Origin of the sequence: Agromyces larvae (genome assembly GCF_022811705.1) — a bacterium.
In the GTDB taxonomy this organism is placed as follows: Bacteria; Actinomycetota; Actinomycetes; order Actinomycetales; family Microbacteriaceae; genus Agromyces; species Agromyces larvae.
This window is the reverse complement of record NZ_CP094528.1, coordinates 1,056,937-1,082,678: the sequence shown is the minus strand read 5'-3', so window position 1 is coordinate 1,082,678 and position 25,742 is coordinate 1,056,937. Positions and strand designations below refer to the sequence as shown.

Here is a 25,742-nt window from a genome sequence, read left to right as displayed (position 1 = left end):
GCTGGGGTCTTCCGCGCAGTGACAACCCCATCAGGCAGTCGGGGCCGCGAGGCTCCCCAAAGATAGGTACGAGTAGTGGTTTACGCAGTAGTGCGCGCCGGAGGCCGACAGGAGAAGGTCGAAGTCGGCACCATCGTGACGATGGACCGAGTGCAGGCCGACAAGGACGGCAACGTGCAGCTCACGCCGGTTCTCCTCGTCGACGGCGACAAGATCACCTCCGACGCGAAGTCGCTCGCGAAGGTCACGGTCACCGCTGAGGTTCTCGGCGATCTCCGCGGCCCGAAGATCGTGATCCAGAAGTTCAAGAACAAGACCGGTTACAAGAAGCGCCAGGGGCACCGCCAGGACCTCACGCGCGTCAAGGTCACCGGCATCAAGTAACGGCCAGAGGGAGACGAAGACATGGCACACAAGAAGGGTGCGAGCTCCACTCGCAACGGTCGTGACTCGAACGCGCAGCGCCTCGGCGTGAAGCGCTTCGGCGGTCAGGTCGTGCAGGCCGGCGAGATCATCGTCCGCCAGCGCGGCACGCACTTCCACCCCGGCGCAGGCGTCGGCCGCGGCGGTGACGACACGCTGTTCGCCCTCGAGGCGGGCGCGGTGCAGTTCGGCGCGAAGGGCGGCCGCAAGGTCGTCAACATCGTGGCGGTCGCCGAGTAATCGGGCGATCGATGTCGTGAGGGCGAGCTTCGGCTCGCCCTCACGCGTTTCATCAGAGGAGAGGCATCGACATGGTCAGTTTCGTCGACGAGGTCCGGCTGTTCGTGAAGGCCGGACACGGAGGCAACGGCTGCGTGTCGGTGCGCCGTGAGAAGTTCAAGCCGCTCGCCGGCCCCGATGGCGGGAACGGCGGCAACGGCGGCGACATCGTGCTCGTCGCCGACCCGCAGGTCACCACGCTGCTCGCCTACCACGGGCGCCCGCACCGCACGTCGCCCAACGGGCAGCCCGGCATGGGCGACAACCGGTCGGGGTCGACCGGCGAAGACGTCGAGCTGCCGGTCCCGGTCGGCACGGTCGTGAAGGACGCCGACGGCACCGAGTTGGCCGACCTCGACGAACCCGGCATGCGGTTCGTCGTGGCCGAAGGCGGCCAGGGCGGGCTCGGCAACGCCGCGCTGGCGACCACCAAGCGCAAGGCGCCCGGGTTCGCGCTGCTCGGCACGCCCGGCTTCGAGGGCGAGGTCACGCTCGAACTGAAGACCATCGCGGATGTCGCACTGGTGGGGTACCCGTCGGCGGGCAAGTCGAGCCTCATCGCCGCGATGTCGGCCGCACGACCCAAGATCGCCGACTACCCGTTCACCACCCTCCACCCGAACCTCGGGGTCGTGCAGGCCGGCGACCACCGGTTCACCGTGGCCGACGTGCCGGGGCTGATCGAGGGCGCGAGCGAGGGCAAGGGGCTCGGCCTCGACTTCCTGCGCCACGTCGAACGCTGCTCGGCGTTGCTGCACGTGCTCGACTGCGCGACCCTCGATCCGGGCCGCGACCCGATCAGCGATCTGGACGTCATCCTGGGCGAGCTCGCCGCCTACCCGGTGCCCGAGGGGCAGAAGCCGTTGCTCGAGCGTCCGCAGCTGGTCGCACTGAACAAGGTGGACGTGCCCGAGGCGCGTGACCTCGCCGAGTTCGTGAAACCCGAGCTCGAGGCCCGCGGCTACCGCGTGTTCGAGATCTCGACCGTGAGCCACGAGGGGCTGCGCCAGCTCGGCTTCGCGCTCGGCGAGCTCGTCGACACCGCCCGCCGCGAAGCGGCCGAAGCACCGGCGGTGCCGCGCATCGTGATGCGGCCGCGGGCGGTCGACGCGGTCGAGTTCACCGTGCGCGCCGAGGGCGGCAGCTACGGCACCATCTACCGAGTGCTCGGCGCCAAACCGCAGCGCTGGGTCGCGCAGACCGACTTCACGAACGACGAGGCCGTCGGTTACCTCGCCGACCGGCTCGCCCGTCTCGGCGTCGAAGACCAGCTGGTCCGCGCGGGCGCCGTCGCCGGCTCGACCGTCGTGATCGGTCCCGGCTCGGGGGTCGTGTTCGACTGGGAGCCGACCCTCACCTCGACGGCCGAGCTCATCACCGCCCCGCGCGGTACCGACACCCGCCTCGACGAGAACCGACGCGCCACTCGCGCCGAGCGTCGCGAGGCCTACTTCGACCGCATGGACGCGAAGGCCGAGGCGCGCGCCGAGCTCGAGCGCGAGCGCGAAGCGGGCATCTGGGCCGACGACCGGCACGACGACGAGGAGGACGGCGAGGGATGACCCCGCGCGAACGTTCGGACATCCCGCACGCGACCCGCATCGTCGTCAAAGTCGGCTCCTCGTCGATCAGCGGCGAGAACGCCGGGCAGATCGCGCCCCTCGTCGACGCGATCGCCGCAGCGCACGGCCGCGGTGCCGAGGTGGTGCTCGTGTCATCCGGTGCGATCGCGACCGGCATGCCGTACCTCGACCTCGACGCGCGTCCGTCCGATCTCGCGACCCAGCAGGCGGCCGCCTCGGTGGGGCAGAACATCCTGGTCTTCCGCTACCAGGACTCGCTGCGCCGGTACGGCATCGTCGCCGGGCAGGTGCTGCTCACAGCCGGCGACCTCGAGAACGCGACGCACCGCTCGAACGCGCAGCGCGCGATGGAACGACTGCTGGGCCTTCGGATCCTCCCGATCGTGAACGAGAACGACACCGTTGCGACGCACGAGATCCGGTTCGGCGACAACGACCGGCTCGCAGCTCTCGTCGCCGAGCTCGTCAGCGCCGAACTGCTCGTCCTGCTGAGCGACGTCGACGCCCTCTACACGAAACCGCCGCACCTGCCCGGCGCCGAGCGCATTCCGGTCGTGCCGTACGGCGACGACCTCGCCGGCGTCGAGATCGGCAGCGCCGGCCGCGCCGGCGTGGGCACCGGGGGAGCCGAGACGAAGGTGTCGGCCGCGCGGATCGCCGCGGCCGCGGGTACGGCGGTGCTGATCACCGCCACGCCGCTCGTGCACGAGGCGCTCGAGGGCCGCGAACTCGGCACTTGGTTCGAACCGGCGCCGAATCGTCACACGCCCGAGGAGTCCTCGCTCCTCGCCTAGGCTGGGCGCATGGCCCTCACCGACCTCTCCGTCCTCGACGCCCGGTTCGCGGCTGCGAAGGAGGCATCGCTGCGGCTCGCGACCGCGACCACGGCGCAGAAGGATGCCGCGCTCGAGGCCGTGGCCCGGATCCTGCGGGAGCGCGCCGACGAGATCGTCGCCGCGAACGCGGACGACCTCGCTGCCGGCCGCGCACGCGAGCTCTCCGACGGGCTGCTCGACCGGCTGCGCCTCGACGCGGCGCGCATCGCCTCGCTCGCCGACGCGGTGCTCGAGGTCGTGCAGCTCGACGACCCGGTCGGCGAGACCGTCTCGGGCCGTTCGCTGCCGAGCGGGGTGCGCATCGACCAGGTACGGGTGCCCCTCGGCGTGGTCGGCGCGATCTACGAGGCGCGCCCGAACGTCACCATCGACATCGCGGTGCTCGCGCTGAAGAGCGGCAACGCCGTCGTGCTGCGCGGCGGCACCGCTGCCGAGCACACGAACCGCGTGCTCGTCGAGGTGCTGCGTTCCGCACTCGAATCGGTCGGGTTGCCCGGTGACGCGGTGCAGACGGTCGACGACTTCGGACGCGAGGGTGCGCGCCACCTCATGCAGGCGCGCCAGTACATCGACGTGCTGATCCCGCGGGGGAGCGCGGGGCTCATCAGCGCCGTCGTCGACGAGGCGAAGGTTCCGGTCATCGAGACGGGCGCCGGCGTCGTGCACATGTTCCTCGACGAGAGTGCGCGCGACGACTGGGCGGTCGATCTCGTGCACAACGCGAAGGTGCAGCGCCCCAGCGTGTGCAACGCGCTCGAGACGGTGCTCGTCCATCACGCTGCGGCCGAACGACTGCTCCCCGCGGTGCTCGACCGGCTCGAGGCATCCGGCGTCGTCGTGCACGGCGACGAGCGCGTCCGCGCCGTCCGGCCCGAGGTGCTGCCGGTGAGCGATGACGACTTCGCGACCGAGCACATGGGCCTCGAGATCTCGGTTGCGGTGGTCGACTCGCTGGACGACGCGCTGCGGCACATCCGCCGGTTCTCCACGCGGCACACCGAGTCGATCGTGACGAACGACCTCGGCAACGCCGAACGGTTCCTGAACGAGGTCGACGCGGCCGCGGTCATGGTGAACGCGTCCACCAGGTTCACCGACGGCGGCGAGTTCGGCTTCGGCGCCGAGGTCGGCATCTCCACGCAGAAGCTGCACGCCCGGGGTCCGATGGGGCTGCCCGAGCTGACCAGTACGAAGTGGCTCGTGCGCGGCGCCGGGCACGTGCGCGCCTGACCCCACTAGACTGTGGATGGCGCGACGGCAGCGGCTGTCGTGCAGCAACTCGAAAGGAACGGCTGAATGAGCCTGGTGACCGCTGTCCTCGCCTCGGAGTCGGTGAACGCGAGAGAGCTCCCCGTCGAGCCGTTCGTGTACGGGCTGGTCGCATTCGTCATCTTCGTCGCCCTCGCGATCGTCACGTACTCGTACCGCGACGTCGCCAACCGTCACCGTGCGAAGGCCGCGGCCTACGCCGCCCGGCACAGCGGAGACGAGCACGCGGGCCACTGAGCGGCGCTCGCACATGACCGGCGACGCTCGCCGACCCCGGGTCGGTGTGATGGGCGGCACGTTCGACCCCATCCACCACGGCCACCTCGTGGCGGCCAGTGAGGTGGCCCAGTCGTTCGGACTCGACGAGGTGATCTTCGTCCCGACCGGGCAGCCCTCGTACAAGACGGTCGTGACGACCGCCGAGCACCGCTACCTGATGACGGTGATCGCGACAGCCTCGAACCCGCGCTTCACGGTCAGTCGGGTCGATATCGATCGCGACAAGCTGACGTACACGATCGACACGCTGCGAGACATCCGAACGGAGCGTCCCGACGCCGAACTGTTCTTCATCACCGGGGCCGACGCGGTCGCCCAGATCCTCTCCTGGCGCGACGCGTCGGAGTTGTGGGATCTTGCGCACTTCGTCGCTGTGAGTCGACCGGGACATGTGCTGAACGTTTCGGGATTGCCCGAGCAGCACGTAAGCTTGTTGGAGGTGCCGGCGCTGGCGATCTCGTCGACCGACTGCCGGGACAGGGTTCGCCGGGGCCACCCGGTGTGGTACTTGGTTCCCGACGGGGTCGTCCAGTACATCTCCAAGCACCACCTCTATCGGAGTGTCGAATGACGTCGTCGCAGGAACCGCCTCTCACGAGGCGTGAGGCTCGCGAACGCGAGCGACTGGCCCAGCAGGGCCCCGCGGCGACCCCCGACACCCCGTCGGCTGCGGTGCCGCCCGCGCCGCAGTTCCCGTTGCAGGCACCGGCGCCCACCTTTCCGCAGCCCGCATCGCCGCCCGCGCCCGCCGCGCAGCAGCCGTACGCGGCGCCCGTCGGCGCGCCGTCGAGCGCGCCGAACGGCGCCGCGCCGCGCCAGGCCTCAGCACCGCCCGCTCCCACCGGGTATCGGCCCGGTTCGGGTGGCGCGCCCGTCTCCGCACCGTTCGGCGCCCCGACCGGATTGCCCGCGCAACCGCCCCGGCAGCCGGCTCCGGGCCAGCGTGCGCCGGGTCAGCCGGTGCCCGGCCAGTCCGCGCCCGGCCAGCCCGGGCACGGTCAAGTCGCGCCCGGCCAGCCGCTGCCCGGTCAGTCTCGCCCGGGCCAGCCCGGCGGTCAGTCCGCGCCCGCGACCTATCAAGGCCTGCGCCCCGCACCTGCACCCGCTGCGCCGAGCGCCCCGAGTGCGCCGGTCGTCCCCGGGCAGCAGACTTCGCCGCGCTCCGCGCCCGGCGTTCCGACGCCGAGCCAGTCCGGTCCCGCCGCGCCCCGATCGGGGCCGCGCCCATCCGTGGCGCCCGGGTCTGGGCAGGCACCCGAGCCGCCGTCCGGGTCGAACGCACCGCGACCGACGAGCGGGGGCCGCACTCCAGAGCGCACGCTGACTCGTCGCGAACTGCGGGCACTCATCGATGCGCAGCAGGCGGACGCTCACGACGACGACGACCTCTTCACCCCAGACGACGCCCCACCCGGCCCGACCCGCGAACCGGCGCCGCACCAGTCGGCGAAGGCGGCGCGGGCAGATGAGCCGATCGCCGCACCGAGGCCATCGGGCCACTGGACCGACCAGCTCCACCTGGTCGACGACGAGGCGACACCGTTCGACCAGGTGCTCTCCCGCGGGCGCTCGTCGCACGGCGTGCCGACGACGACGAACGCGCTGATCCTGCCGAGCCTGCCCGATCAGGGCCCGCTCGGCAGCCCGCTCGCCGAAGGCGGCGAGATCATCGTGACGGGTTCCATCGACCTGCCCCGCAGCTACGCCGCGACCGGGGTGCACCCGAGTCAGGTCGACTCCTCCGAGATCGACCACCTGTTCGACAGCGACGACGCGGCCACGGCCGGCGTGAAGCCGGTTGCGGCGACGAGCGCCATCTCGACGCAGGTCGGCGCCCGCACCGTGGTCGCCCCGCCGAAGAAAGACGGCATGAACCTGCCGCTCATCCTCGCGCTCACCGCAGGCGTGCTCGCGCTCGGTGTCGTGACCACGCTCATCATCGGCGCCGTCTCCGGATTGTTCGGATGACGCGCGGCGTCCCCACCCCGGAAGCGAACGAATGACCGCATCCCAGCGCGCCCTCGACCTGCTCGCCATCGCCGCACGCGCAGCCGACACGAAGGGCGGGGAAGACCTCGTCGCGCTCGACGTGTCCGTGCCGACGCCGTTCGCCGACGTGTTCCTGCTCGCGACCGGCTCGACCGAACGCAACGTGTCGGCGATCGCCGACGCGGTCGAAGAAGCGCTCGCCGAGCACGACGTGCACGCCGCCCGCCGCGAGGGCCGCGACCACGCACGTTGGATCCTGCTCGACTTCGGCGATCTCGTCGTGCACGTCTTCCACCGCGAAGACCGCCTGTACTACGGCCTCGAGCGGCTGTGGCTCGACTGCCCGCCGATCGCCGTCGCACCGCTCCTCGACGCGGCCGAGCGCCCCGGCGAGTGAGGGGCGCTCGATTTCATCTGAGCCGGTTCGCTGGTGTACAGTGAATTCGTTGCCCCGCGAGAGCGGGCAGCATCCCGAACGGGTCTGTGGCGCAGCTGGTAGCGCACCTGCATGGCATGCAGGGGGTCAGGGGTTCGAGTCCCCTCAGATCCACCAAGAACCCCTGATGAATCGATAGATTCTCAGGGGTTTTCTCGTTGGCGGCGGGCTGGTTCGGGGCGGTTGAGGCCTTTTTGGGGCTTTTTTCGTTTCGAGCAGGCTCCCAGGCGGGCCCCACAGGCATCCACAACCGTCGCCCACTGACGTAGAACATCGCGGCTTGATGCGCACTCCTACGGAGTATGAGCAGATCAACCGAACCCAATGCACCGGCCTCGCGGTTCGTCGACGACCTCGGCGACTACCTCAGCGTCGACGAACTGGCGCAGTACCTGCAGCTGTCTAAAGAGACGATCTACCACTGGCGTCTCGAGGGATCGGGGCCGAAGGCCACGAAGCTCGGCAAGCACCTGAGGTACAGCTGCGAGACGTGCTGGCCTGGCTGGGGTCTGTCAGATGAACGGTGGATCTGGTCTGGCGCATTTCAGTTGATGCGGCCTTCGAAGGTGATCGCGAACGCGTTCAGCGCCGGCTTCCACCTCGTGACCCAGCGTGCCCGTCCTCGCCCGGTGGGGTCAAGCGAGCGGGTCACGAGGTAGAGGCACTTCAGCGCGGCGGCATCGTTCGGGAAGTGCCCGCGAGCCCTGACCGCTCGTCGGTAGCGGGCGTTGAGAGACTCGATCGCGTTCGTCGAGCAGATGATGCGGCGGATCTCGATGTCGGAGTCCAGGAACGGGATGAACTCGCTCCAGGCGTTCTCCCAGAGCTTGCGGATCGCGGGATACATGCTCGCCCACTTCTCCGCGAACTCCTCGAACCTTGCCTTCGCGGCGGCCTCGGTCGGGGCGGTGTAGACCGGCCGCAGGTCGCGGGCGATCTGGTCCCAGTACTTGCGGGACGCGAACTTGAAGGTGTTGCGGATCAGGTGGATGATGCACGTCTGCACGACCGCGAGCTCCCACGTGGTGGTGATCGACTCGGGCAGCCCCTTCAGCCCGTCGCAGACGACGATGCAGACGTCCTCGACGCCGCGGTTCTTCAGCTCGGTGAGCACGCCCAGCCAGAACTTCGCACCCTCGCCGCCGCCGTCGCCGGCCCAGATCCCGAGGATCTCGCGCTCCCCGGCTGTGGTGACGCCGACAGCGACGTAGAACGGTTTGTTGCGCACCTGCCCGTCCCGGACCTTCACCACGATCGCGTCGATGAACACCACCGGGTAGACCCGGTCCAACGGGCGGTTCTGCCACTCGGTCATCTCCTCGATGACCTTGTCCGTGATCTTCGAGATCGTGTCCTTGCTCACGCTCGCGCCGTAACATCGTCGAAGTGCGCCGCCACCTCACCCGTGGTCAGCCCCCGCGCCGTCAGCGACAGCACGATCTCGTCGATCCCGTCCAGCCGGCGTTGCCGCTTGCGGACGATCTTCGGCTGGAACGACCCGTCACGGTCCCGCGGCACGTCGATCTGAACCGCGCCAACCTCGGTGAGCACCGTCTTGGACCGGGTGCCGTTGCGGGCGTTGTCACCCTCGCTGGCGCCGTGCTTCTCGTAGCCGAGGTGCTCGGTCATCTCGGCCTCGAGCGCGGTCTCCAAGACCGTCTTGGTGAGGTTCCCGAGCAGCCCACCCGGGCCGACCAGGCTCACGCCCTGCTCCTTCGCCTGCGCGAGCAACTGCGCGGCGATCTGCTGCTGATCGATGATCTCTCCGGTCACAGGATCGATCATCTCGATGACATCGGTCATCGCCCTTCCCTTTCGGTCAGGCCAGATCCAGATCCACCGTTGTTCTGACAGTCCCGGCGTCGATGGTTTCCTGAGCTCAAGCCGTAGCGCCGTACCTGCGCGCTCCCTCGATGCCCCAGCCGTCGGCGCGTGTGAGCGCGCAGTCGGCGGCGCGTGCGACGATGAGTCGTGGTCAGCATCCAGGTCTCTGCGGGCAAGAGCCTCCTTGAGGGATACGTCAAGACACCTCCCGTTGGGGTCTGCGAACTCATCTGGAATGCCTTTGACGAGGATGCCAAGCTGGTGACCGTCGCCGTCGAACGCGGACCTATCGGCGGGATCGAGATGATTCGAATCGTCGACAACGGTCGAGGTATGAACCTTGAGCGGGCGGAGTCGGCGTACTCGCACGTTGGCGACAGCTGGAAGCTCGCCCCAGGCACGACGAGCGAGGGCGGTCGTCCAGTTCACGGCAAGCTCGGGCGTGGCCGATACGCTGCGTTCTCGATCGGATCCATTGTTCACTGGGTCTCGACCAGTAAGGCGATAGGCGGCGAGCTGGCGACGGTCGAGATCAAGGGTGCACGTTCTCAACTCGATCGTTTCGACATCGACGAGGTGGCACTCGCCCAGATTGAGGCTGGCACCACTGTCGAGATCGCTGGGATCACGGGTGAGGCAGCCGCTGTCTTTGACGAACTGAGCGGACTCCGAGAACGGCTGCTCACGGAGTTCGCCCTCCATCTTGAGCGACACCCGGATTTTCGGATCGACCTTCTCGGAACTGAGATCGACCCCTCCGCTGTGATCTCGTCTCGCACTGTTCTTCCAGTCGAACTCCCAGATGACATCGAGGGTTCCGCGACGCTGACGGTTCTTGAGTGGAACCTTTCCAACGTCGAACGTCGGCTCTATCTCTGCAAGCCCAGCGGTGCAATCGTCGACGAACTCCAGGCAGGCATCCAGGCGGTGGGGGCGGAGTTCACTGCCTACCTCGAGTGGGACGGGTTCGAGCAAGAGCAACCGCTCATCCTCGAGGGCGACACCCAGACGGCGGCTGGGATGGTAGTGGCCGCCGGGCGAGCAGCCCTGCGCGCGCACCTGAGCGAGTCGTCACGGCGCCGTGAAGCCGAAACTCTGAAGCGCTGGAAGGCAGAAGGCGTGTACCCGTATCGCGGGGAACCGAAGTCCGAGGTTGAGCGGGCAACCCGCGACACGTTCAATGTTGTCGCGATGGCCGCCTCTCGGACAGTCGACGAGGCCCGGACGCAGAGTTCGAAGGCGCTCGCGCTTGGCCTGCTGAAGGAGACCTTTGAGAACGACCCCGAGGCGCTGCTACCGATCTTGAAGCAGTTCTCGCAACTCCCGGCAGCGCGGATTGACGAGCTTAGGGAGATTCTCGAACGCACCACTCTGACCCAGCTCATCGCGCTGGGCAAGGAGGTCGGCAATCGTATCGACTTCATGAACGGACTCAACGCGCTGCTGTTCGACAAGCAGACCAAGAAGCGACTCCTCGAGCGCCGTCAGCTGCATCGGATCCTGGCGCACGAGACTTGGCTCTTCGGCGAGGAGTGGTCGCTCACGGGCGACGATGAGCGGCTGAACGAGGTGCTGAAGAAGTACCTCGACAAGCTTGGGCTCGGTGTTGACTTGGCAGGCGACGGGCCGGTGCTTCGCGAGGATGGCTCGATCGCGATCCCTGACCTCGTGCTAGGCCGCAAGCTGGAGACCCGGGAGAACCACTTCGCCAACTTGGTCATCGAGCTGAAGCGTCCCAGCCACACTCTCGACGACAGCGACGTCTCGCAGCTCCGCAGCTACGCGAGCGCAATCACGAAAGACGAACGCTTCGATCAGCCGAACGCCTCGTGGGAGTTCTGGTTGATCGGCAACGAGGTGAAGGACACCGTCAACGAGGCTCGCGAGCAAGAGGGACGTCCGCACGGCGTCGTCCAGGCGAGCAAGAAGTACACGCTCATCGTGCGCACCTGGGCGGAGGTCATCGGCGACGCTGAACACAGGATCAAGTTCGTGCAGCGCTCGCTACAGTACGAGTCGAACCGTGACGCCGGCCTGGCCTCTATGCGAACTCGCTACGCCGAGTACCTCCCGCAGGTCACGCTGGATGAGGTCGGCGCCGCGAGCGATGAAGGCGGGGAAGGTGCGGGTCAAGTTGTCTGAGGCCCTGTCCTCTTCACGAAAACCCCAGGTTGTGAGATAATTCCAATGGAATGCGGTGCCAGTAGAAGCGAGGATGCTCCTGGCCGCAGATTTCGATGCGTCCCCAGTTCAGAGCGTGCCACCTCCTTGAGTGTCGGAGGTGGCCGCTACGGTGAGGCGCAGACTTCAACAGACGCAAGCACGCCTCGGGCGTGAAGGAGAACCCCCCATATGGCCCGAGTAGCGAAGCCGAAGCCACAGAAGACCCTGGAGCAGCGCCTCTGGGACGCCGCCGATGCCCTGCGTGGCAACCAGGAGCCAAGCGAGTACAAGCACGTCGTGCTCGGTCTGGTCTTCCTGAAGTACATCTCTGACTGAATCGGCTGTAAGTCTCGGAAGTGGCTGGCCTGGGGCTGGCTGGCAGGGTTGGTGCTGGCGCTCCTGCGTGATCGTGCCTCATGAATTGGCTGGCCGCCACCTCGGTGGTGTGCCTTTGTCAGGATCTGTCCGATCGTGCGGGAAGCCGGCGCCGACCCGGCCCATTTCGATGGCTTGATCAGAAGCATGCCCGATCGTTGCCGCGATCGTGGCCCATTACAGGACTGCCTCGGAGTGACCTTCGCCCGGGCCGACGCCGACTCTTGGCGACGTCACTCAGAGGAAGGATCACGATCACCATGACCATCGTCGCAAACGCGTACGCGTATGTCATCGGCGTGGATACGCACGGCAGAACGCACACCCTCGCCCTGCTGGATAGCGGTACCGGGGTCAAGCAGGCGATCTCGACCTTCCCGACGAGCGCGGCCGGCTTGTCCAGGGCCCTCGCCTGGGTCGCCCGTCGCACGGGCGGGCTTGCTGATGTGCTCGTCGTGATCGAAGGAATCGGGTCCTACGGTGCCACGCTCGCCCGCCGCTGCACCGCGTCCGGGTACCGGGTCGTAGAGCCCTTTCCGACGTCCCGCAACGAACGACGCGGACGCGGTAAGAGCGACGAGGTGGACGCAGAACTGATCGCACGGTCGGTGCTCGCGACCGACGCCGATCAGTTGCGCGAACCGCGGCACGACGCGGGCGTTCGCGGCGCGCTTCGCGTCCTGGTCGTTGCTCGTGACCAGATCAACGCCGAACGCACCAAAGAGATCAACACGTTGACCGCGCTGCTGCGCACCATCGATCTCGGAATCGATGCACGCACGCCGCTGGGCCGGGCGCAGCTCACCCAGATCGCCAGCTGGCGATCCCGACACGAGGACATCGCCACCGCGACCGCACGGCGCGAGGCGGTCCGGCTCGCCAAACGGATCGCCGTCTGCGATGACGAACTCACGACCAACCGGGACGAGCTGACCGTGCTCGTCAGCGCCAGCGACGGCGCGCACCTGCTCGACGAGCCCGGCATCGGCCCGGTCAACGCGGCCGTGATCATCACCGCATGGTCGCACCCCGGACGAGTCCGCTCCGAAGCAGCGTTCGCGGCGCTTGCCGGGGTCAGCCCGGTGCCCGCCTCGAGCGGGAACACCACGAGGCACCGACTCAACCGCGGCGGCGACCGACGCCTGAACCGGGCATTGACCTCGATCGCGCTGACACGCATGTCACACCACCCCGATACGCGCGCCTACGTCGACCGACGCCTCACCGACCAGAACGGAGCTTGACAAGACATAGAAGCATCTACGAGATGCCTCTCGGATCGGTCGAACAGCGGTCTAGACAATCACTATTCTTCCCGATCAGAGGGGCACTTCCGTGTCACGGCACCCGCTCAACACCCAGACGCATCGGTGGATCGAGGCTTAGCGGACGTGCGGTCTCGGCTCTCGCCCTGCACTACGTCTAGCGGCATCGCTCTACCTCTCAATTGACCGCCGCGCCAATGCGCGGCAGCGGACTCTGGCAAGACTATCCGCGGGGTCCGATTTCTGACGCGATCGCGCGTCTGCTCGGGAGGTTAGCTAGGACTCGACGATGATTCGGATGTCGTAGCTCCCGAGAACGATGACCGATCTCGCGAGGTCCTCGACGTCGGAGACATCGTGAGGATTTCTGCTCGCACCACGCGCAGCGTCGGCCAGGCGTCCACTCGATCCGAGCGCCTCAGTTGCGCGCAGGTGCTCGACGACCGCACGCCTCAGCTGCTCATCGGTCACCCTCTCTCTGAGCGCGTCGATGCGCTTCTGCTGCGGGAGATCTCCGACGTGGGCCTGTGCCTCAAGGAGGGCCGCTTCGGCGTTCATCTTTCGGGCTGAGGCCGCGTCGAGTTCGGCGGCGGCTTGCTCCCGGTGGGCCGTTGCGTTGTCCTTCGCTGCTGTGGCCAGGTATCCGACTCCCTTGCAGAGTGCGAGAATGGTGCCAGCGATCGCGGCAGCGACCGTCACGATGACCTGGAAGTCGCTGCCGTACCGCGCCCGAATCAGGATCGTGGAACTCGGAGCGGCAGAGTTGACCCGGGCTGCCATATGGCACAACGACTCCAAGGCGCTGAGGATCTCCGAATACTCGACGAGAGCGAGATCGTCGGGCAGCTTCCGCTCAGCGATGACTGTCGCGATGCCGGTGTCGATCGCGGTGGGTCCGATACTCATGCCCCGGATCGTATCGAGTCTCCTCGGGGTTGTCGTGCCGGTCACCGCCGCATGTTCGCCTGCAGATTGTCACCACCGTTGTCGCATCATGGGCCAGCGTTCAAGTTGTGTCCACGGGACCGATTGTGGAAGCATCGCAGGAGCTCAGTCGTCGCGAATCGCCTTCAAGATCGTATGGGTGCTGAATCCCAGCCTGCGCCCGATCGACCTGGCCGACTCGCTTGCAGCGTGTGCCTCACGGGCCCGCGCGATATCGACCTGAGACATGCGCCGAACTGTGCCGACGCCCGCGTCAGCCAGCAGCTTTCCCGCGGTCTGGCGCGTGATGCCGAGCGCCTTCGCCGCGGCGACCACGCTTCCGTGCTCGCGATAGTGAGCGACAAGCTCCTCCGTCTCATCCGAGCGCAGCTGTCGTGCGTGCCTCAGAGACGACGGAGAAGCTTCGCGTCTGCGCGATCGACGGGCAGCGTCGGCGAGAGCCTGTGTAGGGGGAGTGTCTCTCGATTGTTTGGAGTAGGCGTGCAGCAAGTCCACCACGTTCTCTGCGATTGACCGGCACTTCTTCAGTGCCGGTCATTCCTGTTTGACACCGCTTTCGGCGCCGAGAGGCAAGACCGAGTGGATGGTTCGGGTGTGTCATGCGCGTCCGGCCCGGCCGGCTCGGTGCCGGAGCCCGTCGTCTGGGCCGAGGGCGGGGTCGTCGAGCGCTCAGTCGGTAGATTCGTCTGCGGATGACTCGACTCGGTCGGGTCTGGTCGACGGGTCGCCTGTGGCTTTCGACGATCGCACCCTGCGAAGGGGCAGTTTCGGCGAGCTCTGTGCGGGCGAGGCTCAGGCTGGCGGCAGCTGAAGTGGGACCGAGATCTGAACTCGCAAGATGCGCAATAGGACGGTGAGTACGGCCTTCAGCGTTGCTTCCAACAAGCCGCGTCGCTGCAACTTGATCTCGATCTCCTGCACGATCACCTGCATGCTCACCACAAGCTCGATCGATGAGCTCACGGTTGCTTCGAAGCCGCGATAGAACTTCTGCGCGTGTGCCATACGCAGCTTCTGCCTTTCGAGTCGCGGTCGGAGCGCGTCGGCGGTCCACACTGCCTTCGCCGAATCGATCGCAATCGCCTCAAGTTCTCGATGGATGTCGACGAGAAGTTCCAGGATTCTGGGAGTGGGGAGGGGGCCTCGACATCTTCCGCAGAGCACTCGGCGATCGCCGACCGTCGCCGGAATGCGGTTGGTGGTGGCACACCAGGTGCACCTGTGCGTCACGGTCCCCATGCGCGCAGTCGAGAGCGACGCCGTCCGCTGCGGGAGGGCGCGTGCCTGTCGTTACTCGCCGACGTTCGATCGGACGGCCCGTGAACGGATCCCTTTCCAGATCGATGTCACGGGTCGCCACACGGCGGCCCGTCGCGAGGCATGACGTCTGAGCCCACGTCGACGACGAAGGCGATGCGCAGCGCGCCCGATCGCGTCGCCGCTCGCGGCCGACGGCGCGCCGGGTTGACCCCCTGTCGGGCCCGACAGAGAATTGACAAGCTGTTTCCGAACATCGAAGGGCGGGGGATCCGGATGGCCAGTGCATCGGCACGTTCGACCAATGACATCGACGTCCAGGCGGTGATGTCCACGGCGGACGACCAGATCGGCGGGTTCGGTCCGGCTGATCCCGAGCCGGCTGCGGCATCGACGGTCCCACCGGTCGCCCCGGTTCCGACGCCGGCCCCGGGCACGGCGACCGAATCGTCGGCCGACGAAGACCGGCGCGGCTGGCACCGCGACCTGCGATTCATGCTCGTCGTCCTCGTGGCGATCGTCGTGCTGTTCCTCGCGTTCGCCCTGCTCATCGCGTTCAGTCCGACGGGTGCGGCGATCAGCGCGCTCGCGGTCATCGCAGCTCCCATCGCGACGATCGTCGCCGCGTACTACGGCATTTCGTTGGCGCTGCGCCAGGTGCGCGACGCGCGCGACGCGGCGGATGCCGCCGAGGCTCGGGCGCGCGCGGCCGAGGCGTCGGCTCGCGAGTCCGACGCGTGGGCGGCGCAGATGGAGTCGGGGCTCCGCGTGGCGGTCTCCAAGCTCAAGAGCGCGTCGCTCGACACCCGTGACGTCGAGCGCGCGGCCGGCACGCCCGACGAGTTCTTCTAAGCGCGCCAGGTTCCGAGCGACTGCGCGGGCGGTGATCCGGTCACCTCGTCGAGGATGAGGTGCGACCTGGTCGACACCACACCGGGCAGGTCGTGGATGTCGCGCAGAATCGCCTGACTCAATTGCTCGTGGTCGGGGGCGCTCACGGTCAGGATGAGGTCCATGTCGCCCGAGACCGCCTGCACCTTCTCGACGAAGGGCAGCGCGGCGAGCTGACGGGCGATCTGCTCCCACGGCACCTCGGCGACCCGAACCACGACGAGGGCCGAGACCACGAGCCCGATCGATCGGCGGTCGATCTGGGCGCCGTACCCGGTGATCACGCCGCGTTGCTGCAGGTGCTGCAAGCGGTTGTGCGCCGCGGTGCGCGAGATGTGCACGAGGTCGGCGAGCGTGCGCACCGACAACCTGCCGTCGCGGCTCAGTTCCGCGACGATGCGCCGATCGACGGCGTCGAGCGGCTCCCCCCGGTGCGCGTGTTCGGTCATCATCGTCCTCGCATCGGGGCCAGCCTATCCGGTGCGCGCGGCCACGCGCCGGAGCGAGATCCGCAGCGGGATCCGGCGCACGGGTTCGGGCAGCAGCAGCCGTGCGACGGCGATGGCGGTGAACCATCCGTCGGCGGTGCGGGCCACCCGCGGCGTCCACCGGAAGCCGTACGCGTCGCGGATGACGGGCGGCAGCAGTGCGGCGGTGAGGATCCGCACCGGCGGCAGTGCGAGGCGCAGGGGTGCGGGGAGCTGCGCGTGCACGAGCAGGTCGCGAGCGAGGCGTCGGGCGTCGTCGCCCACCTCGAGGCGAGCGAGTCGGGCGTTCCACCAGGTGTCGAACTCGGCACGCGTCGACGGCCATCCGGCACCGCCCGCCTGGAGTCGTGCCGCAAGCGGTGCGTAGCCGCGGACGATCGCGTCCGCGACGCGGTCGGGCATCGGACCGGCGACGCGCTCGTGCACCTGCAGGGCGACGGCGGTGAGGGTCGAGGCGACCCAGCGTTGGGCGTCGGCGTCGAACGCGCTGTACCCGGGCTCCGAGGCATCCGTGCGTCCGCGCACCGGAGCATGGCGAGCGTTGACCTCGCGCACGACCGCGGCGACGGCGCGGTCGTCGCCGAAACCGATCGCGTAGGCGTATTCGAGCGTGGCCCGGAGCCGGAGCATCGGCGCCTCACGGAAACCGCTGTGCCGGCTCACCCCGCGAGCGACCCGGGGGTCGGCGAGCTGGAGCAGGATCGCCGCGGCACCGCCGACGAGCAGGGTCGCGTCGCCGGCGTGCCGCCGGAAGACGGCGCGATCCTCGTCGGAGGGCAGCACCGCCGCGGCTCGGTGCGGTCGACTCGCCATCTCGGGCATGCCCCCAGTCTGACGGTTCGGCGCCCGCCCGTCAGTACCACGCCCGCCCGTCAGTACGCCCGCCCGTCAGTACCAGTTGACGGCTTCGGAGTGCGCCCAGGCGCTGCACGGCGCTCCGTACCGCGCAGAGATGTAGGCGAGGCCCCAGTTGATCTGGGTGTTCGCGTTGGTGCGCCAGTCGTCGCCGGCCGAGGCCATCTTCGCTCCGGGCAGGGACTGCGGGATGCCGTAGGCGCCGCTCGACGCGTTGTAGGCGTCGGCGCGCCAGCTGGACTCGCGCGTCCACAGCAGCTCGAGACAGCGGAACTCGCCGTCGCCCCAGCCGTACGCTCCGATCGCCTGACGGGCGTACGCCTTGGCCGCGGCGGGGTCGACCACGACGCCCGGCGGCGGGGGAGCGGTCGACAGGCCGGCGTTGGCGGCTGCGGCGGCCGCCTCGCGTGCGGCGGCTTCGGCTCGTGCCTGCTCGCCGATGCGATACCGCCGCTCGAGGTCGGCGGTGCGATCGCGCAGGCTCGCGAGTTGCTCGTACAGGGTCTGGACGGTGGCGCGCTGCTCGAGGACGCGGGCTTCGGCCGCCTCGTGCGCGGCCTGCGCGGCCGCGGCGCGGTCGGCGGCCTCGCGGGCGAGCCGATCCCGTTCGGATGCTGCGACGTCCGCCTGTGCGGTCAGTGCCGCCGCCGTGGCGCGACCAGCTGCGGCACGGGCCGCGGCGGCCGCGTTCAGGTCGGCCAGCCGGGTGGTGCGGCCGAGGTCGGAGAGCAGTTGGTCGCTCCGCCCGGTGGGCCGGTCGGCACCGGTCCGCAGCAGCAGCCGCAGCGTGGGGGCGACGCCGCCATCCCGCGAGAGCAGCGCGGCGACGCGCGCGAACCGGCCCGCCGACGCGTCGGCGGCCTGCTGGGCGGCGTCGGCGCGAGCGTGCAGGGCTGCGGCGCGCGCGGTCGCCGTCCGGTGCGCCTCGTCGGCGTCGCGGCTCTCGGCAGCGGCGGCGACCGCGGCGTCGCCGAGGCGTCCGGCCTCCGCCTCGAGGTCGCCGATGAGCGCCTCGATCCGGTTCGCCTCGCTCTCGCGTGACGCGACGTCGGCCTTGGCGGCCTCGACCTCGTCCCAGGACGGGTACTCGTCGGCGGCGGCGAGCGACGGCCACGCCAGCGAGAGCGCGACGGCGGTGGCGATCGCGGCCAACGCCGCGGTCGCCCGGTGCGCCCGTCTCGCCCTCATCCCGCCTCCTCCGCCCGGTCGGTCCGGTCGGGCGCGGCGAGTCTACCCACGCCCCGCGCGGGCCCCGGGAGGGACACGCAGCGTACACTCGGTGCACGTGCCACGAACCCGCGTCCGCCTCCTCGCCGCGGTCGTCGGAACCGCGCTGGCGATCGTCTCGGGCGGCTGCGCGTCCGCAGGCGACGCGATCACGACGACTCCGTCGCCGCCCAGGTCGGTGCCGCCCAGCCCCACGCCGACGATCGACCCGCTCACCGCGTGGGTCGATGCGCGGCTCGAGAGCATGACGCTGGAGCAGAAGGCGGCGAGCCTCATCATGGGCCACGTCCCGGGCGTCGACCCGGCGCCCATGCGCGCGTTCGTCGAGCAGGGCACCGCGGGGCTCATCCTCATGGGCGACAACATGCCGGCCACTCCCGCCGAACTCGCTTCGCTCACCGCGGCCGTGCAGGTCGACCCCGAGGCCCGCGCGCTCATCGCGATCGATGAGGAGGGCGGCATCGTGACCCGGCTGCCGTGGGACGCGTTGCCGGGCGCCGAGGATCTGCGTGCCGCCCCGCCTCAGGCGACGCAGGACGCGTTCGCCCAGCGTGCGGCGCTGCTCGAAGCATCCGGGGTGGATGTGAACTTCGGGATCGTCGCCGACGTGACCGACGATCCCGGCTCGTTCATCTTCGAGCGCGTGCTCGGCACCGATCCGCGTTCGGCGGCCGACCGCGTCGCCGCGGCGGTGACGGGCGAGCACGGCACAGTGGCCAGCACCCTCAAGCACTTCCCGGGCCACGGGGCGGCACCGGGCGACTCGCATTCGAGCGTGCCGACGGCACCGCTCGCGTTCGACGACTGGCGGTCGGGTCCGGCGTTGCCCTTCCAGGCCGGCGTCGACGCGGGCGCCGAGCTCGTGATGACCGGGCACCTGGTGTATCCCGCCATCGACGCCGCGCCCGCGTCGCTGTCGCCGAGGTGGCATGAGATCCTGCGCGAGGACCTCGGGTTCGAGGGCGTCGTCGTCACGGACGACCTGCTCATGCTGCAGCACAACGGGCTGCCCGAGTACGCCGATCCGAACGAGAACGCGGTGCGCGCGGTCGCGGCGGGCGCCGACCTGCTGCTCTACGCGCTGCCCGCGGATCCGGCCGAGTTCGGCATCTCGGTGCCGGGCCTGGCGGCCGCGATCGCCGATGCGGTGCGCTCGGGCCGGCTGCCGCAGGCCAGACTCGACGAGGCCGCCGCGCAGGTGCTCGCCCTGCGGCGGACCGCGGTCGCATCCGATCCGGCGAATCCGGAATAACTCGGGGTGGTCCATACGTTCGAATAGATGACGCTCGGCGAACCGCGACTTCGCGGCCGCATCCGAGCGTCTCCCATGACCGAACGCACGACTTGGAGACATCCGGATATGACGACCACCGCCTCGACCATCGAGATCCCCGGCTACCGCGCTGGCACCTGGGTCATCGACCCCACCCACAGCGAGGTCGGCTTCAGCATCCGACACCTCATGATCAGCAAGGTCAAGGGCAAGTTCGAGCGCTTCCAGGCCACCTTCGTCACCGCCGAGGACCCGCTCGAGTCGAGCGTCACCGCGTCGGCCGAGGTCGCCTCGATCAACACCAACGAGCCCAACCGCGACGGCCACCTCCGCACCGGCGACTTCTTCTCGGCCGACGAGTTCCCGACCATCGACTTCGTCTCGACCGGCGTGCGCGTCGTCGACGGCGACTTCAAGGTCGACGGCGACCTCACCATCAAGGGCGTCACCAAGCCGGTGACCTTCGACTTCGACTTCGGCGGCTTCGGCGGCGACCCGTACGGCAACTACAAGGCCGGCGCCAGCGCGAAGACCGTCATCAACCGCGAGGAGTTCGGCCTCACCTACAACGCCGCCCTCGAGACCGGTGGCATGCTGCTCGGCGACCAGGTCACCATCACGCTCGAGCTGCAGGCCGCGCTCCAGCAGTAACGCGTCGCGCGTCGCGCGTCGCGACGGGTCGGATGCCACGGCGAACGCCGTGGCATCCGACCCGTCGCCGTCCGTCCCGAGGTCGCCGGTCGGATGCTCCGACCCGCGTCGCGACGCCGGGGCCGACTCCGACGGATAGACTGGGAGGCTGTGCCGCTCGGCACCCGCGGACCCGTCCCGCCCCATCCACCCCGTTTCGGAGGAATCACCGTGCTCGCCGTCCACGATCTCGAGATCCGCGTCGGCGCGCGCCTGCTCATGGAGCACGTGTCCTTCCGAGTTTCCGCAGGCGACAAGATCGGCCTCGTCGGGCGCAACGGCGCCGGCAAGACCACGCTCACCAAGACCCTCGCCGGCGAGACCCTGCCGACGGCCGGCCGTATCGACCGCTCGGGTGAGATCGGCTACCTGCCGCAGGATCCGCGCAGCGGCGACCCCGAGATGCTCGCTCGCACGCGGATCCTCGACGCGCGCGGCCTGGGCTCGCTCGTGATCGGCATGCGCGAGGCATCCGAGCTGATGGGCAGCGACGACCCGGCCGTCGCAGCGAAGGCGATGAAGAAGTACGGCAACCTCACCGACCGCTTCACCGCCCTCGGCGGGTACGCCGCCGAAGCCGAGGCCGCGTCGATCGCCTCGAACCTCAACCTGCCCGACCGCATCCTCGACCAGCCGCTGAAGACCCTGTCGGGCGGTCAGCGACGACGCATCGAGCTCGCGCGCATCCTGTTCAGCGACGCCGACACGATGATCCTCGACGAGCCGACGAACCACCTCGACGCCGACTCGGTGGTCTGGCTGCGCGAGTTCCTGAAGAACTACAAGGGCGGGGTCATCGTCATCTCGCACGACGTCGAGCTCGTCGGCGAGGTCGTGAACCGGGTGTTCTACCTCGACGCGAACCGCTCGGTGATCGACCAGTACAACATGGGCTGGAAGCACTACCTGCGCCAGCGCGCCGCCGACGAGGAGCGCCGCCGCAAGGAGCGCGCCAACGCCGAGAAGAAGGCGTCGGCGCTGCAGCAGCAGGCGGCCCGCTTCGGGGCGAAGGCCTCGAAGGCGGCGGCCGCGCACCAGATGGTCGCGCGCGCCGAGAAGCTGCTGTCGGGCCTCGAGGAGGTGCGCGCGGTCGACCGGGTCGCGAAGCTGCGGTTCCCGACCCCCGCCCCGTGCGGTCGCACGCCGCTGTCCGCGAGCGACCTGTCGAAGTCGTACGGGTCGCTCGAGATCTTCACCGCCGTCGACCTCGCGATCGACCGCGGCTCGAAGGTCGTCGTGATCGGGCTGAACGGCGCCGGCAAGACCACGCTGCTGCGCATCCTCGCCGGCGTCGACGCGCCCGACACCGGCCTCGTCGAACCCGGCCACGGGCTGCGCATCGGCTACTTCGCGCAGGAGCACGAGACGCTCGACGTGAAGCGCACCGTGCTGCAGAACATGGTGTCGGCCTCGCCGAACCTCACCGAGACCGAGGCGCGCAAGGTGCTCGGCTCGTTCCTGTTCACCGGCGACGACGTGCACAAGCCCGCCGGCGTGCTCTCGGGCGGCGAGAAGACCCGGCTCGCGCTCGCGATGATCGTCGTCTCAGGGGCCAATGTGCTGCTGCTCGACGAGCCGACGAACAACCTCGACCCCGCGAGCCGCGACGAGATCCTCGACGCGCTGTCCCACTTCGAGGGCGCCGTCGTGCTCGTCTCGCACGACCCCGGTGCGGTCGAGGCGTTGAACCCCGAGCGCGTGCTGATCCTGCCCGACGGGGTGGAAGACCACTGGTCGGCCGAGTATCAGGAGCTCATCGAACTGGCCTGACACGGCGCGGCGTCGCCGCGGCTAACGCCGGTCGAGGATCTCGTCCTCGACGTCGGCGTCGCTGCGCACTCGCGGCTCGCGCTTCGGCTTCGGTTCGCGTTCGGGGCTCCGATCAGGTGCGGATGCAGCGGCGAGACCCTTGCGCTCCTGGTTCGCCGCCCAGCCGAGCCCGATGAACGCGAGCAGTGCGAAGACGAACCACTGCAGTGCGTACGACAGATGCGGACCCTCGTCGCGTTCGGGCCGCAGCGCGGCGAGCGGAGCTTCGTCACGGGCGGATGTCTCGTGCACGAGCAGCCCGTACGCGCCGGTGTAGCCCGGCTCGCCGACGCGCTCGCTCAGCTCGTCGAGATCGATGGTCGCGACCTCGTCGCCGACGGTCGTGCGCCCCGCGATGCGCGGTTCGCCGGCCTTCAGCCGGGCCACCTGTTCCACGTGCCCGGTGGGCGCCGGGGCGTACCCGTCGGGTCCGCCGTCCTCGGCCTGCGGGACCCACCCCCGGTCGACGAAGAACACCGTGCCGTCGTCGAGGCGGAACGGGGTGACCACCTCGTACCCCGAACTGCCCTGGTACGGGCGGTTGCGCACGAGCACTTCGTCGTCGGGCAGATACTCGCCCGACAACTCCACCTTCTGCCAGCGCCGATCGGGGTCGAAGCCGTCGAGCTCGGGGAGCGCGTCGGCGACCGGCATCGTCGCGCCGTCGTAGTTCGCGTCGATGCGCGCCACCTCGGTGAGCGCCTCGGCGCGGCGATTGAGCTGCCAGACGCCGAGCGCACTGCACGCGATCGCGAAGACGACCACGAGCGCGAGATAGCCGGCCCAACGCCCCGACCGCAGGAATGTCCACTCGTTCATGCGCCGGCGTCCTCGGGGTCGAACGCCGAGACGCCGACCGGGAACGAGCGAGCCGACAGGAACTCGCGCAGGTAGTCGACGTGCTCGTCGCAGGCGAGCCAGGTCTTGTGGCGGTCGCCGGTGTGGATGCGGGGGTTCCGCCAGTCGATGCGCCAGGTCGCTGCGGCGGAGCATCCGGCCCGTGAGCAGGTGCCCGCCGCCGGAACCGAGCCCGGCAGCCCGATCACCGCGCGGCTCCGGCGTCGTGACCCGAGCCCGAGCCGGCACCCGAGCCGGACGCGTGGTGCGCCGGGCGCGGATCGGAGCCGGCGGGGTCGCGCACGTCGTCGCGCAGGTCGTCCGCGCCGCCGGCGGTGAGGGCGAGCGTCGGCGCCGCGACCTCGCCGCCGCGCTGGGTTCCGACGTTGGCGAGGACGACCGCGATGTACGGCAGGAAGATGGCCCCGGCCGCGCACACGACCAGCCACCAGCCCTGCACGAACAGCATGAGCACGATGCACACGACGCGGATGGACATCGCGATCGTGTACTTCACCATGCGCGCGCGACGCTCCTCATCGGGGGAGGGCGGCAGCGAGGTGATCGTGTGCTGCGACTTCATGTGCTCGCCGCGCGTGGGCGCGGCTCTCCTTCCGCTCAAGCCTACGTCCATCCGAGCGCGACATCGCCCGCTCGGGGCCAGGCGACCACCCCCTACACTGGGAGGCCGAACCGAGAGACTGGAGCCTGGCAGATGACGACGAGCCGCACCGTGCTGGTGACCGGAGGCAACCGCGGGATCGGGTACGCGATCGCCGAGGAGTTCCTGGCGCAGGGTCACCGCGTCGCCGTCACCGCCCGCTCGGGCGAAGGTCCGGCGGGCGCGCTGACGGTGCGTGCCGACGTGACCGACGCCGAATCGATCGACCGCGCCTTCACCGAGATCGAGGCCGAGCTCGGGCCGGTCGAGGTCGTCGTGGCGAACGCCGGCATCACCCGCGACACCCTGCTGCTGCGGATGAGCGAGGACGAGTTCACCTCGGTGATCGACACGAACCTCACCGGGGCGTTCCGGGTCGTCAAGCGGGCGTCGAAGGGCATGCTGAAGGCGCGGTACGGGCGCATCGTGCTGATCTCGAGCGTGGTCGGGCTGTACGGGTCGGCGGGCCAGGTGAACTACTCGGCGTCGAAGGCCGGCCTCGTCGGCATGGCCCGTTCACTCACCCGCGAGCTCGCCGCGCGCGGCATCACCGCGAACGTCGTCGCACCCGGGTTCATCGAGACGGACATGACCGACGCGCTGCCCGAAGCGCAGCAGGCCGAGTACCGGAAGAGCATCCCCGCGGGGCGGTTCGCGTCGCCGCAGGAGGTCGCGCGCGTCGTCGCCTGGGTCGCGGGGGACGACGCCGCCTACATCTCGGGCGCCGTGATCCCCGTCGACGGCGGCCTCGGCATGGGGCACTGACCCGGCGTCGGGCACTCGCCCGGCGTTCGGCGCGCGCCCGGCATGGGCGCCCGCCCGGTATGGGCGCCCGCCCGGCATGGGCACTCACCCGCTCTGCGCCAGTTCGGCGTGCTGTGCGCCAGTCGGAGTGGCGCGGACGCCGCCGAACTGGCGCAGAGGATGAGATGAACCGGCGGGACGGACGGGCGGGACGGGCTGGACGGACGGGCGCGACGGACGGGCGCGACGGACCGGCGCTGCCGGCGCGGCGAAGGTCAACGGTCGACGCCGGCCGGCGCGTCGATGCCGTCGCGCGAGCCGATGATCTCGGCCGGCGGGAACGCGTCGGCGAGGCGACGTCGGGTGATCTCGTCGAGGGTGATCCGCGCCGCCCCGGCGTTCTCGTCGAGTCGCGCCCGATGCCGCGTGCCGGGGATCGGGACGACCCCCTCCGACAGCACCCACGCGAGCGCGACCTGCGCGACGGTCGCATCGAGCTCCGCGGCGATCGACTCGATCCGGTCGACGAGCCGTCGGTTCGCGGCGAACGCGTCGGGCTGGAAGCGCGGCAGGTATCGCCGGTCGTCGTCGGGCGCGAGGTCGTCGAGGCTGCGGATGCCGTCGCTGAGCACGCCGCGACCGAGCGGCGAGAACGCCACGAACCCGATGCCGAGCTGGTCGGCGGTCGCCTTCTCGCCGTTGTCGAGGATGTCGCGTGCGAAGAGCGAGAACTCGGACTGCACCGCGGCGATCGGATGCACCGCGTGGGCCCGGCGCATGGTCGGCGCCGCCACCTCGGAGAGGCCGAGGTGGCGCACCTTGCCCTCCTGCACGAGTTCGGCCATCGCGCCCACGCTCTCCTCGATGGGCACGGCCGGGTCGGCCCGGTGCAGGTAGTAGAGGTCGATCACGTCGGTGCCGAGATGTCGCAGCGAGCGCTCGGCGGCTCGTTTGATGTAGGCGGGGGTGCCGTTGCGACCGTGGATCGTGCCGTCGTCGTCCGTCTCGGCCGACGCCTTCGTCGCGATCGTGATCTCGTCGAAGCGCCCCTTCAGGGCTCGCCCGATGAGTCGCTCGTTGGCGAACGGGCCGTAGGCCTCGGCGGTGTCGATGAAGGTGACGCCCGAGTCGACGGCGTGCCGTAGGGTCGCGATCGACTCCTGCTCGTCGCTGGGGCCGTAGTAGGCGCTCATGCCCATCGCGCCGAGGCCGATGGCCGAGACGCGCAGGCCGTCGCCGAGCTGTCGTTGCTGCATGAGATGGATCCTTCCGTCACCACACTCAGACCGGATGCGGGCCGCCGCTGTGACCGGCGAGCATGCCGTCCGAGCGGCGCAGGGCGAA

General features: G+C 69.5%; 28 protein-coding genes, 1 tRNA gene and 1 pseudogene. 19 read left to right on the top strand and 11 right to left on the bottom strand.

Annotated features, from left to right (window positions below; all coding sequences use genetic code 11):
* Positions 1 to 75: 75 nt before the first annotated feature.
* The 11 genes from rplU to MTO99_RS19130 all read left to right on the top strand — a co-directional run bounded on the left by rplU (position 76) and on the right by MTO99_RS19130 (position 7,753).
* Complete coding sequence (gene rplU, locus MTO99_RS05040) at positions 76 to 384, top strand: 50S ribosomal protein L21 (protein ID WP_149161958.1); 309 nt, start codon at positions 76 to 78, stop codon at positions 382 to 384.
* Positions 385 to 405: 21 nt separating this feature from the next.
* Positions 406 to 663: a 50S ribosomal protein L27 gene (rpmA, locus tag MTO99_RS05035; RefSeq protein WP_149161959.1), complete on the top strand. Its 258-nt coding sequence runs from the start codon at positions 406 to 408 to the stop codon at positions 661 to 663.
* Between the two features lie 71 nt (positions 664 to 734).
* A complete protein-coding gene (obgE, locus tag MTO99_RS05030; RefSeq protein ID WP_243557525.1) occupies positions 735 to 2,264 on the top strand; it encodes a GTPase ObgE in 1,530 nt (509 codons plus the stop codon).
* A complete protein-coding gene (gene proB, locus MTO99_RS05025; protein WP_243557523.1) occupies positions 2,261 to 3,079 on the top strand; it encodes a glutamate 5-kinase in 819 nt (272 codons plus the stop codon). Before obgE ends, proB begins: the two co-directional genes overlap by 4 nt.
* 9 nt (positions 3,080 to 3,088) lie before the next feature.
* On the top strand, positions 3,089 to 4,351 hold the full coding sequence (locus MTO99_RS05020) for a glutamate-5-semialdehyde dehydrogenase (protein ID WP_243557521.1): 1,263 nt from the start codon (positions 3,089 to 3,091) through the stop codon (positions 4,349 to 4,351).
* Positions 4,352 to 4,417: 66 nt separating this feature from the next.
* Positions 4,418 to 4,627, top strand: coding sequence for a hypothetical protein (locus tag MTO99_RS05015; protein ID WP_243557519.1), 210 nt, complete (start codon positions 4,418 to 4,420; stop codon positions 4,625 to 4,627).
* A 13-nt stretch (positions 4,628 to 4,640) separates the two neighbouring features.
* Positions 4,641 to 5,240, top strand: coding sequence for a nicotinate-nucleotide adenylyltransferase (gene nadD / locus MTO99_RS05010; protein WP_243557518.1), 600 nt, complete (start codon positions 4,641 to 4,643; stop codon positions 5,238 to 5,240).
* A 659-nt stretch (positions 5,241 to 5,899) separates the two neighbouring features.
* Complete coding sequence (locus MTO99_RS05005; protein ID WP_243557516.1) at positions 5,900 to 6,637, top strand: hypothetical protein; 738 nt, start codon at positions 5,900 to 5,902, stop codon at positions 6,635 to 6,637.
* A gap of 31 nt (positions 6,638 to 6,668) precedes the next feature.
* Positions 6,669 to 7,055, top strand: coding sequence for a ribosome silencing factor (gene rsfS, locus MTO99_RS05000; RefSeq protein ID WP_243557514.1), 387 nt, complete (start codon positions 6,669 to 6,671; stop codon positions 7,053 to 7,055).
* Positions 7,056 to 7,135: 80 nt separating this feature from the next.
* Positions 7,136 to 7,211 (top strand) — tRNA-Ala (locus MTO99_RS04995).
* A 185-nt stretch (positions 7,212 to 7,396) separates the two neighbouring features.
* Positions 7,397 to 7,753 carry a helix-turn-helix domain-containing protein gene (locus tag MTO99_RS19130; protein ID WP_354002510.1) on the top strand — a complete coding sequence of 119 codons (357 nt, stop codon included), beginning with the start codon at positions 7,397 to 7,399 and terminating at the stop codon, positions 7,751 to 7,753.
* On the opposite strand, the pseudogene MTO99_RS04990 reads toward MTO99_RS19130, so the two are convergent.
* Positions 7,639 to 8,879, bottom strand: a pseudogene (locus MTO99_RS04990) (IS256 family transposase). The gene MTO99_RS19130 and the pseudogene MTO99_RS04990 overlap by 115 nt on opposite strands.
* 186 nt (positions 8,880 to 9,065) lie before the next feature.
* Here MTO99_RS04990 and MTO99_RS04985 point away from each other — a divergent pair.
* The 3 genes from MTO99_RS04985 (at position 9,066) to MTO99_RS04975 (ending at position 12,700) form a co-directional block, all read left to right on the top strand.
* Positions 9,066 to 11,060, top strand: a complete 1,995-nt coding sequence (locus tag MTO99_RS04985; protein ID WP_243557512.1) for an ATP-binding protein — start codon at positions 9,066 to 9,068, stop codon at positions 11,058 to 11,060.
* Between the two features lie 210 nt (positions 11,061 to 11,270).
* A complete protein-coding gene (locus MTO99_RS04980) occupies positions 11,271 to 11,417 on the top strand; it encodes a type I restriction-modification system subunit M N-terminal domain-containing protein (RefSeq protein WP_435520796.1) in 147 nt (48 codons plus the stop codon).
* A 299-nt stretch (positions 11,418 to 11,716) separates the two neighbouring features.
* Positions 11,717 to 12,700 carry an IS110 family RNA-guided transposase gene (locus MTO99_RS04975; protein WP_243557510.1) on the top strand — a complete coding sequence of 328 codons (984 nt, stop codon included), beginning with the start codon at positions 11,717 to 11,719 and terminating at the stop codon, positions 12,698 to 12,700.
* A 297-nt stretch (positions 12,701 to 12,997) separates the two neighbouring features.
* Here the strand turns inward: MTO99_RS04975 and MTO99_RS04970 are convergent, their stop codons facing one another.
* The 3 genes from MTO99_RS04970 to MTO99_RS04960 form a co-directional block, all read right to left on the bottom strand.
* The gene (locus tag MTO99_RS04970; protein WP_243557508.1) at positions 12,998 to 13,627 is read right to left on the bottom strand and encodes a hypothetical protein; all 630 of its coding nucleotides are present in this window, start codon (positions 13,625 to 13,627) and stop codon (positions 12,998 to 13,000) included.
* A gap of 144 nt (positions 13,628 to 13,771) precedes the next feature.
* Positions 13,772 to 13,981, bottom strand: coding sequence for a hypothetical protein (locus tag MTO99_RS04965; RefSeq protein WP_243557506.1), 210 nt, complete (start codon positions 13,979 to 13,981; stop codon positions 13,772 to 13,774).
* Between the two features lie 477 nt (positions 13,982 to 14,458).
* Positions 14,459 to 14,905 (bottom strand): hypothetical protein, encoded by a 447-nt coding sequence (locus tag MTO99_RS04960; protein WP_243557504.1) that lies wholly within the window; start codon positions 14,903 to 14,905, stop codon positions 14,459 to 14,461.
* Between the two features lie 294 nt (positions 14,906 to 15,199).
* Between MTO99_RS04960 and MTO99_RS04955 the strand changes: the two genes are divergently transcribed.
* The gene (locus MTO99_RS04955; protein ID WP_243557502.1) at positions 15,200 to 15,775 is read left to right on the top strand and encodes a hypothetical protein; all 576 of its coding nucleotides are present in this window, start codon (positions 15,200 to 15,202) and stop codon (positions 15,773 to 15,775) included.
* Here MTO99_RS04955 and MTO99_RS04950 read toward each other — a convergent pair.
* The 3 genes from MTO99_RS04950 to MTO99_RS04940 form a co-directional block, all read right to left on the bottom strand.
* Positions 15,772 to 16,263 carry an Lrp/AsnC family transcriptional regulator gene (locus MTO99_RS04950; RefSeq protein ID WP_243557500.1) on the bottom strand — a complete coding sequence of 164 codons (492 nt, stop codon included), beginning with the start codon at positions 16,261 to 16,263 and terminating at the stop codon, positions 15,772 to 15,774. The two genes, MTO99_RS04955 and MTO99_RS04950, sit on opposite strands and share 4 nt — an antisense overlap.
* A gap of 24 nt (positions 16,264 to 16,287) precedes the next feature.
* Complete coding sequence (locus MTO99_RS04945) at positions 16,288 to 17,124, bottom strand: oxygenase MpaB family protein (protein ID WP_243557498.1); 837 nt, start codon at positions 17,122 to 17,124, stop codon at positions 16,288 to 16,290.
* A 66-nt stretch (positions 17,125 to 17,190) separates the two neighbouring features.
* On the bottom strand, positions 17,191 to 18,345 hold the full coding sequence (locus MTO99_RS04940; protein ID WP_243557496.1) for an aggregation-promoting factor C-terminal-like domain-containing protein: 1,155 nt from the start codon (positions 18,343 to 18,345) through the stop codon (positions 17,191 to 17,193).
* A 97-nt stretch (positions 18,346 to 18,442) separates the two neighbouring features.
* Between MTO99_RS04940 and MTO99_RS04935 the strand changes: the two genes are divergently transcribed.
* From MTO99_RS04935 to MTO99_RS04925, 3 genes are all read left to right on the top strand, one after another.
* A complete protein-coding gene (locus tag MTO99_RS04935) occupies positions 18,443 to 19,636 on the top strand; it encodes a glycoside hydrolase family 3 N-terminal domain-containing protein (protein WP_243557495.1) in 1,194 nt (397 codons plus the stop codon).
* 108 nt (positions 19,637 to 19,744) lie between these two features.
* On the top strand, positions 19,745 to 20,308 hold the full coding sequence (locus MTO99_RS04930) for a YceI family protein (RefSeq protein ID WP_243557493.1): 564 nt from the start codon (positions 19,745 to 19,747) through the stop codon (positions 20,306 to 20,308).
* A gap of 210 nt (positions 20,309 to 20,518) precedes the next feature.
* The gene (locus MTO99_RS04925) at positions 20,519 to 22,117 is read left to right on the top strand and encodes an ABC-F family ATP-binding cassette domain-containing protein (protein ID WP_243557491.1); all 1,599 of its coding nucleotides are present in this window, start codon (positions 20,519 to 20,521) and stop codon (positions 22,115 to 22,117) included.
* Between the two features lie 21 nt (positions 22,118 to 22,138).
* Here the strand turns inward: MTO99_RS04925 and MTO99_RS04920 are convergent, their stop codons facing one another.
* The 3 genes from MTO99_RS04920 to MTO99_RS04910 are packed head-to-tail and all read right to left on the bottom strand — an operon-like array spanning position 22,139 to position 23,576.
* A complete protein-coding gene (locus MTO99_RS04920) occupies positions 22,139 to 22,975 on the bottom strand; it encodes an SURF1 family cytochrome oxidase biogenesis protein (protein ID WP_243557489.1) in 837 nt (278 codons plus the stop codon).
* Positions 22,972 to 23,202: a hypothetical protein gene (locus MTO99_RS04915; protein WP_243557488.1), complete on the bottom strand. Its 231-nt coding sequence runs from the start codon at positions 23,200 to 23,202 to the stop codon at positions 22,972 to 22,974. Before MTO99_RS04915 ends, MTO99_RS04920 begins: the two co-directional genes overlap by 4 nt.
* Positions 23,199 to 23,576: a DUF3099 domain-containing protein gene (locus MTO99_RS04910; RefSeq protein ID WP_243557486.1), complete on the bottom strand. Its 378-nt coding sequence runs from the start codon at positions 23,574 to 23,576 to the stop codon at positions 23,199 to 23,201. The genes MTO99_RS04915 and MTO99_RS04910 overlap by 4 nt, the downstream gene beginning before the upstream one ends.
* A gap of 132 nt (positions 23,577 to 23,708) precedes the next feature.
* On the opposite strand from MTO99_RS04910, the gene MTO99_RS04905 reads away from it, so the two are divergent.
* Positions 23,709 to 24,419 (top strand): beta-ketoacyl-ACP reductase, encoded by a 711-nt coding sequence (locus tag MTO99_RS04905; protein WP_243557484.1) that lies wholly within the window; start codon positions 23,709 to 23,711, stop codon positions 24,417 to 24,419.
* Between the two features lie 254 nt (positions 24,420 to 24,673).
* On the opposite strand, the gene MTO99_RS04900 is transcribed toward MTO99_RS04905, so the two are convergent.
* The gene (locus MTO99_RS04900; RefSeq protein ID WP_243557482.1) at positions 24,674 to 25,654 is read right to left on the bottom strand and encodes an aldo/keto reductase; all 981 of its coding nucleotides are present in this window, start codon (positions 25,652 to 25,654) and stop codon (positions 24,674 to 24,676) included.
* Positions 25,655 to 25,742 lie beyond the last annotated feature (88 nt).